The organism is Tritonibacter aquimaris (assembly GCF_009617595.1).
GTDB classification, from domain to species: Bacteria; Pseudomonadota; Alphaproteobacteria; order Rhodobacterales; family Rhodobacteraceae; genus Epibacterium; species Epibacterium aquimaris.
In genome coordinates this window covers 337,199-353,846 of the sequence record NZ_WIXK01000002.1, presented here as the reverse complement: position 1 = coordinate 353,846, position 16,648 = coordinate 337,199, and the positions used below count along the sequence as shown (strand labels likewise).

Annotated in this window: 17 protein-coding genes; 8 read left to right on the top strand and 9 right to left on the bottom strand. The window is 53.2% G+C overall.

Translation table 11 applies throughout. From position 1 onward, the window contains the following. Nucleotides 1-371: 371 nt before the first annotated feature. From flbT to GG681_RS05260, 5 genes are all read right to left on the bottom strand, one after another. A complete protein-coding gene (gene flbT, locus GG681_RS05280; protein ID WP_153545829.1) occupies nt 372-776 on the bottom strand; it encodes a flagellar biosynthesis repressor FlbT in 405 nt (134 codons plus the stop codon). Between the two features lie 2 nt (nt 777-778). Next, a complete protein-coding gene (flaF, locus tag GG681_RS05275; RefSeq protein WP_328593272.1) occupies nt 779-1,150 on the bottom strand; it encodes a flagellar biosynthesis regulator FlaF in 372 nt (123 codons plus the stop codon). 80 nt (nt 1,151-1,230) lie between these two features. Next, nucleotides 1,231-2,073, bottom strand: a complete 843-nt coding sequence (locus GG681_RS05270; RefSeq protein WP_153545825.1) for a flagellin N-terminal helical domain-containing protein — start codon at nt 2,071-2,073, stop codon at nt 1,231-1,233. Between the two features lie 213 nt (nt 2,074-2,286). Further along, nucleotides 2,287-2,646: a flagellar export chaperone FlgN gene (locus GG681_RS05265; RefSeq protein WP_153545823.1), complete on the bottom strand. Its 360-nt coding sequence runs from the start codon at nt 2,644-2,646 to the stop codon at nt 2,287-2,289. Continuing rightward, nucleotides 2,643-2,858, bottom strand: coding sequence for a rod-binding protein (locus GG681_RS05260; protein WP_235899755.1), 216 nt, complete (start codon nt 2,856-2,858; stop codon nt 2,643-2,645). Before GG681_RS05260 ends, GG681_RS05265 begins: the two co-directional genes overlap by 4 nt. Nucleotides 2,859-3,060: 202 nt before the next feature. On the opposite strand from GG681_RS05260, the gene fliK reads away from it, so the two are divergent. From fliK to GG681_RS05245, 3 genes are all read left to right on the top strand, one after another. Then, nucleotides 3,061-4,719, top strand: a complete 1,659-nt coding sequence (gene fliK / locus GG681_RS05255) for a flagellar hook-length control protein FliK (RefSeq protein ID WP_194287139.1) — start codon at nt 3,061-3,063, stop codon at nt 4,717-4,719. 4 nt (nt 4,720-4,723) lie between these two features. Next, nucleotides 4,724-5,401, top strand: coding sequence for a flagellar hook capping FlgD N-terminal domain-containing protein (locus tag GG681_RS05250; RefSeq protein ID WP_153545817.1), 678 nt, complete (start codon nt 4,724-4,726; stop codon nt 5,399-5,401). 83 nt (nt 5,402-5,484) lie between these two features. Continuing rightward, nucleotides 5,485-6,306, top strand: a complete 822-nt coding sequence (locus GG681_RS05245) for a phosphotransferase (protein WP_153545815.1) — start codon at nt 5,485-5,487, stop codon at nt 6,304-6,306. Between the two features lie 38 nt (nt 6,307-6,344). On the opposite strand, the gene GG681_RS05240 is transcribed toward GG681_RS05245, so the two are convergent. From GG681_RS05240 to GG681_RS05225, 4 genes are all read right to left on the bottom strand, one after another. Continuing rightward, a complete protein-coding gene (locus tag GG681_RS05240) occupies nt 6,345-7,160 on the bottom strand; it encodes an ABC transporter permease (RefSeq protein ID WP_153545813.1) in 816 nt (271 codons plus the stop codon). Continuing rightward, nucleotides 7,157-8,038 carry an ABC transporter permease subunit gene (locus GG681_RS05235; protein WP_153545811.1) on the bottom strand — a complete coding sequence of 294 codons (882 nt, stop codon included), beginning with the start codon at nt 8,036-8,038 and terminating at the stop codon, nt 7,157-7,159. Before GG681_RS05235 ends, GG681_RS05240 begins: the two co-directional genes overlap by 4 nt. Then, nucleotides 8,038-9,165: an ABC transporter ATP-binding protein gene (locus GG681_RS05230; RefSeq protein ID WP_328593271.1), complete on the bottom strand. Its 1,128-nt coding sequence runs from the start codon at nt 9,163-9,165 to the stop codon at nt 8,038-8,040. Before GG681_RS05230 ends, GG681_RS05235 begins: the two co-directional genes overlap by 1 nt. Before the next feature lie 121 nt (nt 9,166-9,286). Then, on the bottom strand, nt 9,287-10,372 hold the full coding sequence (locus GG681_RS05225) for a polyamine ABC transporter substrate-binding protein (RefSeq protein ID WP_153545807.1): 1,086 nt from the start codon (nt 10,370-10,372) through the stop codon (nt 9,287-9,289). A gap of 165 nt (nt 10,373-10,537) precedes the next feature. Here GG681_RS05225 and GG681_RS05220 point away from each other — a divergent pair, with 165 nt between their 5' ends. The 5 genes from GG681_RS05220 (at nt 10,538) to GG681_RS05200 (ending at nt 16,645) form a co-directional block, all read left to right on the top strand. Then, complete coding sequence (locus GG681_RS05220; RefSeq protein ID WP_153546143.1) at nt 10,538-11,191, top strand: GntR family transcriptional regulator; 654 nt, start codon at nt 10,538-10,540, stop codon at nt 11,189-11,191. A 69-nt stretch (nt 11,192-11,260) separates the two neighbouring features. Continuing rightward, the gene (locus GG681_RS05215) at nt 11,261-12,655 is read left to right on the top strand and encodes an aspartate aminotransferase family protein (protein WP_153545805.1); all 1,395 of its coding nucleotides are present in this window, start codon (nt 11,261-11,263) and stop codon (nt 12,653-12,655) included. Between the two features lie 311 nt (nt 12,656-12,966). Next, complete coding sequence (locus tag GG681_RS05210; RefSeq protein WP_153545803.1) at nt 12,967-14,067, top strand: ABC transporter ATP-binding protein; 1,101 nt, start codon at nt 12,967-12,969, stop codon at nt 14,065-14,067. Between the two features lie 91 nt (nt 14,068-14,158). Continuing rightward, entirely contained in the window at nt 14,159-15,232 is a 1,074-nt protein-coding gene (locus GG681_RS05205; RefSeq protein ID WP_153545800.1) for an ABC transporter substrate-binding protein, read from the top strand. A gap of 87 nt (nt 15,233-15,319) precedes the next feature. Next, a complete protein-coding gene (locus GG681_RS05200; protein WP_153545798.1) occupies nt 15,320-16,645 on the top strand; it encodes an ABC transporter permease in 1,326 nt (441 codons plus the stop codon). Nucleotides 16,646-16,648: the final 3 nt, after the last annotated feature.

Sequence of the window (16,648 nt, the reverse complement as noted above, 5' to 3'; positions counted from 1 at the left end):
ATGCTGAAACAACTGGATCAGAGCATGTGCACAAACAGCATCCGCCTCATATCCGCGCCAACCGTTCGTGTGAAAAACCAATCTCGTGCAGCGATCGAATGGGGTGAGATAGCACAGGCGCAGAAAAGGCGCGGCAACAGCCCTTGGGGCAAGACACTATCATACAGGGTTGATTGAAGGTTTCAGGTAGCATTCCAGCAAAAGGCGACCAGAAGAGCCGCCTCATGAGCCGCAACCTATTGGCGCGCGCCCTATTGATTACTGCAGTGTCTGCGCATTCAAACGTTGAATCGGCAGCTGCAAAAGGTGCGCAGCGATGCCAATTACAACATCTGATACACGGGGAGATGCCTAAAGGCAGCCCCCTGTCTTTAGGATGGGCGAATTGCCAGCAAACGCTCTTCGCGTGGCAACAATGTACGCAAAGCTTTCAGGCAGCGGTAGTGATTGTCGCCCACCAATGCTTCGGTTGCTTCCGCCAGTGATCTACGGCTATCCGCATCGACAAAAACTTGGCTAAGCTCTTCAATACGGCGCAACATAGCGAGGCGATCTTCATCCGGGTCTACATCACCGGTCAGTATCAGCTGGGCTGCATAACACACGCGACGTACCGGCGTATTGGCATCCTCGGGATGAATTGCATCACGCAGACGCAAGATATTCGCATCCGGCGTCACAATGGAAAGACGGCTCCGACGGTCCCCATTTTCAATGACTGCGCCATTCACAAGGACGCGCTCTTTTGGCGCCAGTTTCAGGACCAATCCACTCATATTCAGGTCGCTCCTCCGCGAAGGCCACGCAAAATGGCTGTGTTGATTTCCAAAATGGGCTGAACGCCAGCCTCTTTTCGGATGATTTTTGTAGTGTGTTGGCGCGTGAACTCAGCAAGATAAACGAGGTTTTCTTTTGCGCTATCGGGCAGTTCGTTTTCTGGGCTTAGTAGATCCGCTTCCAGAATGCGCCAAAGTTTTCGATTTTTATCAACTGCCGCAACTAAGGCCGGAAACCCTTTAGAACCTTTTTTCGCAGCTTCGATGATTTGCTGCGTTACGTGAGCAATCACCTTATATTCGAAACTTTTAGGCGTACTTACGGTTGCGCTTGCTGCTGAGTAGGCATTTCTAGCCTTCAATTGGGCATTCACGTGTTTTCCTAACATACTACATCAGATTCTCTGAGGTCAGGTGATCAGGGCGTTTAAAAACGCCCTGATCGGTATTCAACTTAACGGAACAGCTGCTGCAGGGTCGACGGCGAAGAGTTCGCAATCGACAGAGCCTGAACACCCAGCTGCTGCTGAGTCTGCAGTGCTTTCAGTCGCGCAGATGCTTCTTCCATATCAGTGTCAACCAGGGCACCAATGCCTTCCTTGGTAGCATCCTTCACCTTGCCGATGAATTCCAGCTGGCGATCGATACGGTTTGCTGCCGCACCAATTTCCGCACCAGACTCTGTCAGCTGCTGCAGGAAGGTTTCGACGTCATCCAGAGCGCTTTCAGCGTTGCTTGCAGTGCTTACGTCGATGCTGGACAGATCAAGGTCAGACGCGAAGTTCTGGGCGCTCACGGTGATGTTGGAAACCGTAACACCAGAACCGCCCGCGTTGCGGTTTACTGAAGACAGAACAGTGAGATCAGCGTTAGTGCCATCAACGCTTGTACCGTCCAGAAGGTTTGCACCGTTGAACTGGGCCGCGTCAATAATCTGCTCAACCTGGTCGCTCAGCTGAGTGATTTCTGCACCAATTGCGGTGTGGTTCACGTTTTCACCGGTTGCCTGTACGACCTTTTCACGAATGTCATTCAGGATATCGGTGATCTGTTCAACCGCAGAAACAGCCACACCCACGGTCGCTTGGCCCAGAGCCAGGGAATCTTCAACAGCTTCAAAGCTCTTCGCATCCGCTTCCATAACCTTGGAGATGGACCAGATCGCAGAGTTGTCTTTCGCAGTGTTGATTTCCTTACCGGTGGAAATCGCGTTCTGAGTGTCGGTCAGGTTGTTGTTGATCGACTTCAGGGTCTGCAGCGCAACCATTGCGCCGTTGTTGGTCAGAATGCTGGTCATAGCATTTAATCCTTGTGTGCAGGGGGTATTTTTCCCCTGATTTTTCCCAGCCCCAAATGGAGCATTCTCTGACGTCTTTCTGACAGTGCGAAGTGCCGATCGGCTTTCGCGCCACCCCATCATGAGGTGCAATGTGACTTTGCACCTTTAGGTACTAACGGAGTGCTAAAGTCCAAATTTGCATTTCTAGAATTTTCTCTAAATTGCGATTGATTAGGCGCGCTTTTCCAGTTTCAGGCTGGCACGAGTTGAATAGCTGCTTTTACGGCCAGCCTTATCATAGACATCCAGGCCTTTACGTACTTTACGCAATTCCTGCATGCGCGCGGCAACGGTTCGGATGCCTTGCATCGCACTGTCGAGCAAAACCTGGTTTCGCGACACTTTTTCATGCACACCAATCAGGCTTTCACGATCCAACGCATCATGTGCATTCAATTCAGAGATCAGAACATCTTTGCGCGCGAGCAAAGATTCCAATTTTTCCAGTTGGCCCTGAATCAGAGCATCGCGCTCTTCTTCCAGGATGCTGTCCAACTCGTCGATCAATTCCTGCGATTTACTGTCAATCATGACTGCGACTCCTTGAGGGCATTATAAAGCGATTCAGCCAGTCCAATTCCGCCGGCTTTGGTCATTTGTTTGGCCTGTGCTTCCACCAGAAAACTCGAAAACTGGTCTTCGCCCGCGCCACCGCCAAAAGATTCGCTGGTTTTGCCTAGCCCGGCCGCTTTCAACATCTCTGATAAAAACGCGCTTTCGAGATCCATCGCGGCCTGTCGCATTGGATCGACCTTCGGCGTTATCTTTGCCTGAATAGGATTGGCGGTAAGTGTATTAATAGTGGTTGGGCTTTCCATTCTGGATCTCGCAGTTCGAAATAGGGAAATGTTTCGATTTTTCCCAGAATGCGCAGAAAGCGGTTAAAAATGCGGTAACCGGTTTTTTGTATTGTCCTTCTGTCAAGATAGAATGTCTGGAACCAAGATGAACCTTGCTGGAATACTTCAGGTATCTGAAAACAATCAGAAAATCTCCTCGAGTCGCTCCGACAGCGTGCCCCAAGCATCCGCGGAAACAGATTCGTTTGCGCAAATTTATTCGGAACTGGACACTGCAGAGGCAACTCTGGACGCTTCGAATCAAGGTCATTCCAATGGGAAAAACGAGGCAGGATCACCAACATCCGTTCCAGACCCCAGCGATGAGAAACCGAAAAACAGCGATACCGCGACGTCACTGGATGCAATCGTTGATGGGGCACCTGATACAAATAGTCCGTCAACACAGCCGGAAGCGGAGCCCGAACAACAGCTCGCTATTTCGGAGGGAGAGCTCACTGCCGCCCCTTCTGAAGATGTAGACACTGACACTGGCGCAACAAAGACCGAAAGTGATCCTTCAGATCAAGCGTCAGACGCGACCGATTCTGATAGTGCCCGGGTAGCAGCTGAAGCCGCTGCCTTGCTTCAAGTGCCAACGCAACATCAGACGGTGCCACCTGAGCAAAATGCGACAACAAAACCATTGGTAGCCACCACAGCAGCTGCTCAGGCCGCGCCCAGCAGTGAACGGGCGGCGGCACCTGTCGAATTTTCATCACACATTTGGGAATCGTCGCAACAGGCCCCAGAAGAGGGCGCCGACATTCAAATCACGCCCCCCAAAGAGGGGCCTGGCGCAAAAACGGCAGCTCTGAATACGGCTCTGCAGCAACAGCCTGAAATCGTACAAGATCGTGTACAAGCCAAGACAGTAACCAGTGACGCGACAGCAAATATCCCTCAGAGGGCCGACACGGCCGCTGCCCAATCTCAGCCCACTGCCGCGCTACAATCAGCTACGCCTCATGTAGACCCCCGTGAGAAGAAAACCGAAACTGCTGCGATTGCGCCCGCGCCACAGACAACGCAGGCAGGCAAGCCTTTGTCAGAGGGTGCGCCCTCTGGTGAAATGCTAAATCAGGATCACAAAGAGGGTCAAAACGCCGAAGGCCAAGAGCAGCACAATCGGATTACAAGCAGCGAAAGCAGCGCGGCCGCCAGCGATCGCAAGATTACAAGCAATGGTTTTGTTTCATCTGCAGCGCTTCTGGCACAAAATGGCGCGCAACAGAGCGCGCAATTTGAACCGGTTCCATTCGACAGGGTAAGTGACCTGAGATTTGGCGCAAACAGTATTGGCATCAGCCAAGCACTGACCGAAGCAGTCTTTCGCCCCAATGTTACACAAAGCCCTGATACCGCACAAAGAATCGCAGTTCAGCTGACTGCGGCTTTTGCTTCGAAAGGGGAGCGCAAAGTTGATGTGATGCTCAATCCAAAGGAGTTGGGCCGCGTCAACATGCAGCTCGCCACCAGCGACACTGGGGTAAAAGTCATAATCAATGCCGAGCGGAGTGATACGATTGATCTCATGCGGCGGCACGCGGGTGAGCTGGAAAAAGAATTCAAAAGCATGGGGTTTGAAACCATCTCATTTGAATTCTCCAGCGGCGATCGCCAACACCAGTCTCAGCAGAGCAGTGAACCCGCAGTGAAAAACGCCACCAACGCCAATGTTGAAAGCGGAGATGAACTCCCTGTTTCGACACAACCGATGCAAACCTTGAGCCTGGGCGAGACCGGGCTCGATATGAGAGTGTAACGCCATGACAACCCCCGTCACCAACTCGTCCACCTTGCCGACAGGTGGGGCTTTTTCAGCAAGCACCAGCGGCCGCGCCGCAGGGATTTCAACCGATTTCGAAACATTCCTGCGCCTGCTTACAACACAAGCGCGCTACCAAGATCCGCTGGAGCCGCTTGATTCGCAGGAATATGCGTCACAGTTGGCGCAGTTCTCTATGGTCGAGCAACAGGTTCAGGGCAATGATTTGCTTGCCGGTATGCAAGCGCAGCTGAGCCTTTCCGCCATGGCGACCGTCACCCAATGGGTTGGAATGGAAGCCCGCGCCGCCGTTCCAGGCCATTTTGACGGCAGCACACCAATTGCTGTTTCCCCCAATCCAGTGGCAACTGCGGATGATGTCCGCCTGATTGTGAAAAACGAAGATGGCACAGAGGTGAACCGGATCCTGTTGCCGGTCTCTGCAGAGCCTTACAATTGGGACGGCACCGATGCCGATGGCAATGTGCTTCCATCCGGCTCGTACAGCTTCACCATGGAAAGCTACCGCGACGATGAGTTGTTGCTCTCGGAAACTGCGGAAATTTACAGTTCCATCCGTGAAACCCAGCTGCAAGGCAATCAAGTGATCTTGATCATGAACGGCGGATCGGCGATCAGTTCCACAGACGTAACCGCACTCCGGGATCCAGGGGCATAAAACGCTTGGCAGGGTGTGGTCTGAAACTAGAGCTTTAGCTGGAGCACATTCTGCAACCCCCTCTCGCCCTTTTAGATGCGCGCCTGCTCGCGCATCTCAAGCACAAAGGATATAACACCACGGCGCCCGTACATCTAAAAGGTGGGCGTTCAAATCGGGTGTTTCGAATAGGGCAACAGGTTCTGAAAGTTTTTGATCAGAGCGGCACAAACCCATTGTTTGCCAATAGCCTTGATCGTGAAAGCTCCGCGCTACGTGCGCTTGAGGGGCAAGGTATTTCCCCTAAGCTTGTCGATTTTGGCAGATTTCATGATCACTGCTGGCTGATCTATGATCACGTGGACGGCAGTATCTGGACCGAGGGCGTCACCGCTGTTGCCCGGCTTTTATTCAACCTGCATCAAGCGCGCTTACCGGAAGATATCGCGCTGGGTCCAAATGGCTCTAACGCGCTGAACCAGCAAACCGAATCAATAATATCTCTGCTGCGCGGAGAATATAATTTGCATCAAGCGCGCCCCCAAACCGATGTTGCCCCAACCGGGCACTTGGCGCTGGTGCATGGCGATCCGGTACCTGGCAATCTTTTGCGCACAAGCAATGGCCTGCGACTGATCGATTGGCAGTGCCCCGTAATTGGTGACCCGTGCGAGGATCTGGCGCTGTTTTTATCCCCCGCAATGCAGCTCATCTATCGTGGAACCCCTCTCAACCCAGCAGAAGAAGAAGCGTTCCTTGCGGCCTACCCCGACCCAATTGTTGTTGCGCGTTACCTCGATATACGCCCCTGGTATCATTGGCGTATGGCGGCCTATTGCGCCTGGCGCAGCGAGCGGGATGGCGACCGGAATACAGAAGCGCTACAGCTGGAATTGGCAAAGCTGCAGACCTTCAGAACTGACTAGATACTGCGGCACAAATTTTAGTGTGCCGCAGTTTTTCCTTAGCTGCGCAACGCTTCGCGCTCTTCTCGCTGTTGCTTGACCAACTGCCGTTTTGACACCAGCGATGTAACAATCACCCCAACAGAGACAATCGCAATCAACAGGGTTGAGAGCGCGTTGATCTCTGGGCTGACCCCCAAACGCACGGCTGAGAAGATCTTGATCGGTAGCGTGGTTGCGGCAGGACCTGCAGTAAAAGACGCAATCACCAGATCATCAAGCGACAAGGTAAAGGCCAAAAGCCAGCCGGAAATCACCGCAGGCGCAATGATCGGCAGCGTCACCAAACGGAAAGTTTCCATCGCTGTTGCGCCAAGATCCAACGCCGCCTCTTCGAGGGAGCGATCAAAAGTGACGAGGCGCGACGACACCACAACGGACACATAGCACATTGAAAATGTCGTATGTGCCAGCACAATGGTAAGCACACCGCGATCAAGCCCGATGCCAATAAACAAGAGCAAAAGCGACAGGCCAGTGATCACCTCGGGCATCACCAATGGCGCGTAGATCATGCCGGAAAACAGCGTCCGGCCCAGGAAACGCCCACCGCGCACCAGCACATAGGCCGCCATTGTGCCCAAAACCGTTGCGATGGTTGAAGAAATCACCGCAACTTTGACCGTGACCCAGGCCGCGTTGAGGAAGGCCTCATTGCGCAAGAGTTCACCATACCATTTGGTGGAGAACCCAGCCCAAACGGTGACCAGCTTGCTTTCATTAAAGCTGTAGATGATCAGGATCACCATCGGGATATAGAGGAAGGCAAAGCCCAGCGTCAGCGAGACTGTATTAAACCAACTCATCCGGTTCATTTCACACCCTCCTGCTCTTTTTGCTGATTGCGCTGGAACAATACGATCGGGATCACCAGAAGCAGCAACAGAACCACCGCCACCGCAGAGGCCACCGGCCAGTCACGGTTGGAGAAGAACTCCTCCCACAGCACTTTGCCGATCATCAGCGTATCTGATCCGCCCAAAAGCGACGGGATCACAAACTCGCCCAGGGTCGGGATAAACACAAGGAAGCTACCCGCAATGATACCTGCCTTCGAGAGTGGTACAGTCACCAGCCAGAAGGCGCTAAAGCGCGAGCACCCCAGATCTTCGGCCGCCTCAATGAGCGAGGCATCCATCCGATCCAACGCCGAGTAGATCGGCAAGATCATAAAGGGCAGATAGGTGTAAACGATGCCGATATAGACCGCGATATTTGTGTTGAGGATGATCAAAGGCTCACTGATCAGCCCGGTCCACATCAGAAATTGGTTGAGCAGACCTTCATTGGCCAGAATACCCATCCACGCATAGACACGGATCAGGAAACTGGTCCAGAACGGCAAGATGATCAGCATCAGCAACGTTGGACGCCAGACGGATGGCGCCCGTGCCATCGCATAAGCGATAGGGTATCCCAGCATTAGCGCCAGCACAGTTGAAACAACTGCAATGCGCAATGAGCTGAGGTAGGCCTTCCAATAGAGATCATCCTGCGTCAGCCAGACAAAATTTTCAAAATCAAGCTCTGCAATAAAGGCCCAGAGACCTTCGACCCAGGAAAACTGGGGCAAATAAGGCGGCCGGGCAATCGCAACATCAGAGAGCGATATTTTCAACACGATGAGGAAGGGCACCAAAAACAGGGCAATCAGCCATGCATATGGAACCAGAATCAGAACCGCGCGCCGCATCATTGTTCAAGCAAGATACCAGCGGTATCCGTCCATGACAGCCAGACCGTATCTTCCCAGGTATAGGCGCGCCGGGCAATGCGCCGGGTGTTGGCGGATTGCGCTTTGACAATATCGCCTGTGGGCAGCTCGACGTGGTAGGTGGAAATATTGCCGAGATAGGCGATATCCAGAATCTTACCCTGCACCGCATTTGCTGCATCAACGGGTTTTTCGGATGAAATCGCTACTTTTTCGGGACGAATGGCGAGATGGCAATTTTGCCCATCGGCAAAACCCGTATTGGACCGCGCCGTCAGCGGGGCTGTGCCTTCGGACCAGGTGATACCAAAGCTATCTTCACCCGTAGGTTTGGCTGTGCCTTTGATAATATTCACATCCCCAATAAAATCCGCGACATAGACGGAATTGGGTTCTTCATAAATTTTGTCCGGCGTGGCCACCTGGATGATTTTGCCGTGATCCATCACCGCCACGCGGGAGGCCACGGTCATCGCTTCTTCCTGATCATGGGTAACGATGACAAAAGTGGTGCCCGTTTTCTCCTGAATGTCCATCAGTTCAAACTGGGTTTCCTGGCGCAGCTTTTTATCCAGCGCGCCAAGTGGTTCATCCAGCAGCAAGAGTTTGGGCGCTTTGGCCAAAGAGCGCGCAAGTGCAACACGTTGCCGTTGCCCGCCCGAAATCTGATGCGGCTTGCGACGGGCGAATTTCTCCAGCCGTGTCAGGCGCAGCATTTCCGTGACGCGTTCTTCGATTTGGGCTTTGGGCATACGCTCGCGGCGCAAACCAAACGCAATATTGTCCCAGATGCTCAGATGCGGGAACAGCGCGTAGGACTGAAACATCATATTGACCGAGCGCACATTGGGCGGCACCGATGCTATGTCCTGACCTGCCAGAAAGATGTTGCCCTCACTTGGGGTTTCAAACCCGGCCAGCATGCGCATCAAAGTGGTCTTGCCACAGCCCGACGGGCCAAGCAGAGCAAAAAACTCACGTTCGTAGATATCGATGGTCAGATCATCAATTGCCGTAAAAGTGCCAAAACGTTTGGTCACATTTCGGAATTGGATCAAAGGCTGCGCCACGGGGTCGTCCCATGGGGCGAAAACGGGAATGGACACGCCGCACCTCGCTGAAAAGTTGGACAGGGTACACAGACCTAAGAGGGAAACACCGTCTTAGGTCAGCACTTGCGCGCCAGGCGCCGATATGCGCCTGGGCCAGTTTTGTCCTAAAATAAGGTTAGGTACCGGATTTGATCTTGGTCCACAGACGGGTCGCGACCCGCTGAACCTTGGCCGGGTAAGCCTCTTTAATATAGAGGTTTTTCACGGTCTCTTCTTTGGGATAGATTGCCGGATCACCAATCACATCTTCAACCAGAAACTCTTGGCTGGCTTTGTTGCCATTTGCGTAAAACACATAGTTGGACGCAGCCGCCATGTTTTGCGCGTTCATAATGAAATCAATGAACTTATGCGCGGCATCGGGATTGGGGGCATCCACAGGAATTGCCAGCTGGTCAAACCACATCAACGCGCCTTCCTTTGGAGCGTTGTATGCAATTTCAACACCGTTCTCTGCCTCTGCTGCACGGTCGCGTGCCTGCAAAATGTCACCGGACCAGCCAAAGGCTACGCAGATCTCACCGTTGGCGAGCGCGTTGATATATTCTGAGCTGTGGAATTTCTTGATGTGGGGCCGGACCGCCGTCAGAACCGCCTCTGCTTTGGCGACAACTTTGGCGTCCTTGCTGTTGGGATCTTCGCCAATGAATTTCAATGCCGCGGGGATCATCTCATCTGGGGCGTCAAGGAAGTGCACGCCGCATTCAGCCAGCTTTTCCATATTTGCCGGATCAAATACCAGATCAAGCGAATCAATCGGTGCATCCGCGCCCAGCGCCGCAGCAACTTTTGCGGTGTTCACACCCAGGCCCGTGGTGCCCCACATATAGTTGACGGAGTATTCGTTGCCGGGGTCATACAGCGCGGTACGCTCTGCAATTGCATCCCACATATTGCCCAGATTGCTGAGTTTTGACTGGTCAAGCTTCTGGAACGCGCCCGCTTGGATCTGACGCGCAAGGAAAGAGCCAGTTGGCACCACAACGTCATAGCCCGACCCACCTGCGAGCATCTTGGTCTCAAGCAGCTCATTGCTGTCAAAGACATCATAGATCAATTTGATGCCGGTCTCTTCTTCGAATTTGGACAGAAGTGATTCGTCGATGTAGTCGGACCAGTTATAGACGCGGACTTCTTCGGCCGCCGCCGAAACGGCACAAAGCGCTGCTGCGGCAGATAGTGTAATTAGTTTCTTAGTCATTTTCAGACTCCCAATTGAGACCGGCTTCCTCGTCCGGCTGGTTGCAATTTGATCAAGTTTAAGCCCGTCCTGCAATATCTTTGTATTTCCAGCGACGGTTTATTGGTGCATTCTGCTCAAAATACAGGAGGACGCGTGACGGTGACCGCCAAGACGCAGCAGGACATGCAGGTAGAAAATACGACAGCCAAAAGACCCACACATGAGGTCGTGTATCAGCGGTTGCGGGAAAAGTTACTGTTTGGAGAATTTGCCCCTGGTCAAGCTGTAACCATTCAGGGGTTGGTCGACACTCTCGGTGTAGGAATGACACCGGTTCGTGAAGCGATCCGTAGAATGATCTCTGAAGGCGCATTGGTCTTCCAGGGCAACCGAAGGGTTTCTGTCCCTTCTCTGACACCTAGCGATCTAGAACAAATTGTTTATATAAGGAAATCAATTGAATGTGAGCTCGCTCGCCGAGCCGCAGAAGTAATGGATGAAGCCTCAATCGCAAAGTTGACGGCCATTGATACAGCGCTAGACCAAGCAATTGTCGACAATGATCTGCCTGGGTATCTGGCCCATAACTACACATTTCACGCTAACCTTTATCAGCACGCCAATGCCCCAGTTCTGGCGGATATAGCAGAGCGCATCTGGCTGCGTTTTGGCCCCTCTATGCGGGTGGTCTGTGGCCAACTGGAAGCCGAGAATTTCCCGGATCGGCATAAAGACATCCTTGAGGCGCTCAGACGCCGGGATGGAGCTCTTGCGGCATTGGCGATGGAACGTGACGTGATTCAGGGCATGGAGCAGATCAAACAGGGTATGTTGTGAATTATTGATTCGATTGACAGCTGGTAATTTGATCATATTCTAGGGGTAACGTTACACCGGAGCCCTATGATGTCTGTGATATCCAACCACATGCCAACCGAAGAACTTCAAGCACTGGATGCAGCCCACCATATGCATCCGTTCACCTGTAATGGAGAGCTGGCGCAAAAAGGCGCACGGATCATTACCCGGGCCAGCGGGGTGACTCTTACCGACAGCGAAGGTCATGAAATTCTGGATGCTATGGCTGGCCTTTGGTGTGTGAACATCGGCTATGGGCGCGATGAGCTGGCAGACGTGGCCGCCCGCCAAATGCGCGAGCTGCCATATTACAACACCTTCTTTCAGACCACCCATCGCCCGGTCATTGAGCTGTCCCACAAGATTGCGGAACTGGCCCCGGATGAACTGAACAATGTGTTTTTCGCCGGATCTGGATCTGAGGCCAATGACACCAATATTCGCATGGTGCGTCACTATTGGGCTCTGAAAGGCAAGCCCAGCAAATCCGTGATTATCAGCCGTAAAAATGCCTACCACGGATCTACCGTTGGGGCGGGGTCATTGGGCGGCATGTCAGCCATGCATGAACAAGGTGGCATGCCCATTGCTGACGTCCACCACATCAATCAACCCAATTGGTGGGCAGAAGGTGGTGACAGCAACCCCGAAGACTTTGGCCTGGCGCGCGCCCAAGAGCTGGAGCAGGCGATTCTTGAGCTGGGCGAAGATCGTGTTGCCGCCTTTATTGCGGAACCCGTACAGGGCGCTGGTGGTGTGATTATTCCACCAAAATCCTACTGGCCGGAAATTCAACGTATCTGCGACAAATACGAAATCCTGCTGATTGCTGATGAGGTCATCTGTGGTTTCGGGCGTACTGGAGACTGGTTCGCATCAGAAGCTCTGAACATCCGCCCCGATATTATCACCATCGCAAAAGGGTTGAGCTCAGGATACTCGCCCATTGGTGGCTCCATCGTAAGCGACGAGGTTGCATCTGTCATCGCCACGGGCGAATTCAACCACGGCTACACCTACTCCGGTCACCCGGTGGCGGCGGCGGTTGCGCTTGAAAACCTACGCATTCTTGAAGAAGAAGATATTCTGGGCCACGTCAAAAACGTCGCAGCACCCTATCTAAAGGAACGCTGGGAAGCTCTGACGGACCATCCGCTGGTGGGGGAAGCAAAAATCACCGGCCTGATGGGCTCCATCGCGCTGACACCAAACAAAGAAACCCGCGCAGCCTTTGCCGCGGAAACCGGCACCGTGGGTTACATTTGTCGAGAGCGCTGTTTTGCCAATGATCTGGTCATGCGCCATGTAGGCGATCGGATGATCATCTCACCGCCCTTGATCATCAAACCCAATGAAATCGACCTGCTCATGGAGCGCGCAACAAGGTCGCTGGACGAATGTCTGGAGCATCTGCAACGCAACGACATGCTTCGCAGCGCATAAAAAGACTAAAAAATGGGCCTCAGCGCCCATTTTTTTCACTTTGAAATTTCATTGATGCGATGGCGAACACAGCCAACGTCGCAACAATATTACAAATCCCCGCCCCATCTTGACGCAAATTGCACACCAAGTGACGCAATTCATACATGGGCCGAGGTCCGGCGATAGTAAAACACTCTGTCAACGGATACGCACGTTCTGCAAAATTGCATTCTTTATTCCGAGCCAAGCTTGCGAACCAAAAGGAGCGGTGTATGCTCAACAAAAAGCGGCAAAAAAGTCGATAAAACGAAATAAACGGGGAGCCTGATTTGGCTAATCTGTCACCAAACAACGCGTTTGTTGAATTCGAACGCGTGCAAAAGAGCTATGACGGCGAGAATCTCGTCGTTAAAGACCTGAATCTCACACTGCCAAAAGGCGAATTCCTAACCATGCTAGGGCCATCAGGTTCCGGCAAAACCACTTGCCTGATGATGCTTGCTGGGTTCGAAACCGCTACGCACGGCCATATACGGCTAGATGGCGTCTCGATCAACCATATTCCGCCTCATAAACGCGGTATTGGTATGGTTTTTCAAAACTATGCTTTGTTTCCCCATATGACGATTGCTGAAAACCTCAGCTTCCCGCTTGAGGTACGCAATATCGGCAAGTCAGAGCGCGAGCAAAAGGTGCAACGCGCCCTTGATATGGTCGAAATGGGGGCCTTTGGCGGCCGCCGTCCATCGCAGCTTTCGGGCGGACAGCAACAGCGAATCGCTCTTGCTCGCGCGCTGGTGTTTGAACCTGAGCTGGTCTTGATGGATGAACCGCTGGGTGCGCTGGACAAGCAGCTGCGCGAAAAAATGCAGTTTGAAATCACCCGCCTTGCCCACAACCTTGGCATCACAACGGTTTACGTCACGCATGACCAAACCGAAGCACTGACAATGTCGGATCGTGTGGCCGTGTTCAACGATGGTCGCATTCAGCAGCTGGCCCCACCAACCGAGCTCTATGAAGCACCCAAAAACAGTTTTGTTGCTCAATTCATCGGTGAAAACAACACGCTGGAAGGCACCGTAAAGGAAATCAACAACGGCATTGCCTTGGTGCAGCTTGATGATGGGGAACTGATCGACTGTAAGCCGGTCAATGTGTCAAAGCCCGGTGAGCGCACGCAAGTGTCGATCCGCCCCGAACGCGTGGAATATAACAAAGACCGCCTGCAAGACGGCGCCCACACCCTAAAAGCTGAGGTGCTCGAATTCATCTATATGGGTGACATTTTCAGAACGCGCCTTCGCGTCGCTGGCAACGATGAATTTATCATCAAGACCCGCAACGCACCGGACCAGATCCGCCTAGAACCCGGCCAGCAGATTGAAGTTGGTTGGTTGCCAGAAGATTGCCACGCGCTCGACGCGTGAACCCAACCAAACACACTATCAACAACAGGCGGAAAAAAGCCCGAACCGCCGATACTAATAATCACAAAGGGCAACAACTGGGAGTTTTCGAATGAAAATCAAAACTGCACTTTTGGCCACCGCGCTGACAACAGCCGCCGCGGCGGTTCATGCACAAGAAGTCACTGTGATGTCTTGGGGCGGCGCCTATACCAAGAGCCAGGTTGAAGCTTACCACAAACCTTTCTCTGCAAAAACTGGCATCAAGATTGTCTCGGTTGATGCAGACAACCCGGCGACTCCGATCAAAGCCCAGGTTGAAGCAGGCAATGTCAGCATCGATGTCGCGGATGTCGAGTTCTCTGACGCCGTACGCCTGTGTGACGAAGGTCTGCTGGAAGAAATCGACACATCCATTCTGCCAGCGGCGCCTGATGGCACCCCTGCAGCGGATGACTTTATCGATGGCGCGCTGCAAGACTGCGCGGTTGCCAATATCGTATGGTCCACCGTTTTTGCCTACAACAGCGACAATGTGGCCTCACAACCATCATCCATTGCGGACTTCTTTGACACCAGCAAAATCCCCGGCAAACGTGGCCTGCGCAAATCCGCCAAAGCCACGCTGGAAATGGCGCTGATGGGTGACGGCGTTCCTGCCGCAGAGGTTTATGACCTGCTTGATACCGAAGAAGGTGTAGATCGCGCCTTTGAGGTTCTGGACCGTATCAAAGACGATATTGTCTGGTGGGAAGCAGGCGCGCAGCCGCCGCAGCTTCTGGCGGACGGTGAAGTTGTGATGTCCACCGCGTATAATGGCCGGATCTTCAACGCGGCTATCGCTGAAAACCAACCGCTCGAAGTGGTTTGGGACGGTCAGATCCTCGACTTTGACCTGTTTGTGGTTCCAAAAGGAGCACCAAACAAGGACGCGGCGATGGATTTCATTGCGTTTTCAACCGACACGCAACGTCTGGCGGATCAGGCGTCCTGGATCTCTTATGGTCCGGCGCGTAAATCCTCTGGCGCATTGGTTGGCCTGTTCTCTGACGGCAAAACCGAAATGGCCCCACATATGCCAACAGCCGAAGCAAACCTCGGCAACGCTCTCGTCAACAACTTTGAGTTCTGGGTCGACAAAGACACCGAGCTGAACGAGCGCTTCAACGCCTGGTTGGCAAACTAAGGAACTGCCCCTTTGGGGCAGAAACAATTCGGGACCGGGCTGTTTGATAAGGCCCGGCCCACCTCAGGGGAAAAGGTCTAAACCATCATGAGTGATTCAACTCTTTCATCAGCGGCAACGCCTCCGGGATTACCGGATGGGTCGCAGCAGCTGACAACGGCGGATGGCAAGCCGCTCAAACAAGCGCTTATGCGGGCACAATCCCATGCGCGACGTCGCGCCTTTCTGCTGGTTGCGCCGCTCCTCGCCTTTATTTTGCTGACATTTGTGATGCCGATTGGCCAAATGCTGCACCGCTCTGTGCACAATGAAGGCTTCACCTGGCACGAAGATGTCACCTCTGGTGCGCGCACGCCCATCATGACCAACCTCGCTGCCTGGTTTGATAACAACCCTGCGGGAACGGAGCCGGATGAAGAGGCTTATGCAGCACTTGCAGGTGATTTGCTGGTTTTGCGCGAAGTGCGTGCAGCAGGTCAGGCGGGTACGCGGATCAATTATGAAAGATCCGGCTCACGCTCCATGTTCACCAAGGCCGCGCGCCGGGCCAAGAAACTGGAAGCCCCCTATAAGGCCGCGATCTTAGAGCTGGATGAAGATTGGGCCGATCCCGCACTTTGGCGGGTCATGCGCGATGCCTCGTCATCTTATACTGCGAATTTCTACCTGGCAGCACTGGACCGCACCAAAAACGCGGAAGGTGAAGTTGTTTCTGTCAATGAAAACAGACAGGTCTATGTGAAGCTGTTCAAACGCACCCTGTTCCTGTCACTGGTGATCACTTTCCTGACGTTCATTCTAGCCTATCCGATTGCTCATCTGCTGGCGACACTGCCGTTGTCAAAATCAAATCTGCTGATGATCCTTGTACTGCTGCCGTTCTGGACATCGCTTCTGGTGCGCACCACCAGTTGGATGGTGCTGCTACAAAGCCAAGGCGTGGTGAATGATGCGCTTGTTGGCTCCGGTCTTTTGGGTGACGAAAGCCGCCTGGAGATGATGTACAATCAGACTGGCACCCTGATCGCAATGACGCATATCCTGCTGCCGTTTATGGTGCTGCCGCTCTATTCCGTAATGCGCCCGATCAACCCGTCTTATGTGCGCGCCGCGCGATCCTTGGGCGCAACCAGCTGGACCGCATTTCGCCGGATCTACTTCCCCCAGACCGTGCCGGGCATTGGCGCTGGTGCGCTGCTCGTCTTCATTCTGGCGGTTGGCTATTACATCACACCCGCCCTTGTTGGGGGCGCAGATGGTCAGCTAATTTCAAACTTGATTGCCTTCCACATGCAAAAGTCGCTCAACTGGTCCCTCGCTGCGGCCCTTGCTGCACTGCTGCTTGCAGGCATCCTCTTGCTCTATTGGCTCTATGATCGGCTGGTGGGCATCGATAATCTGAAACTGGGGTAAGAG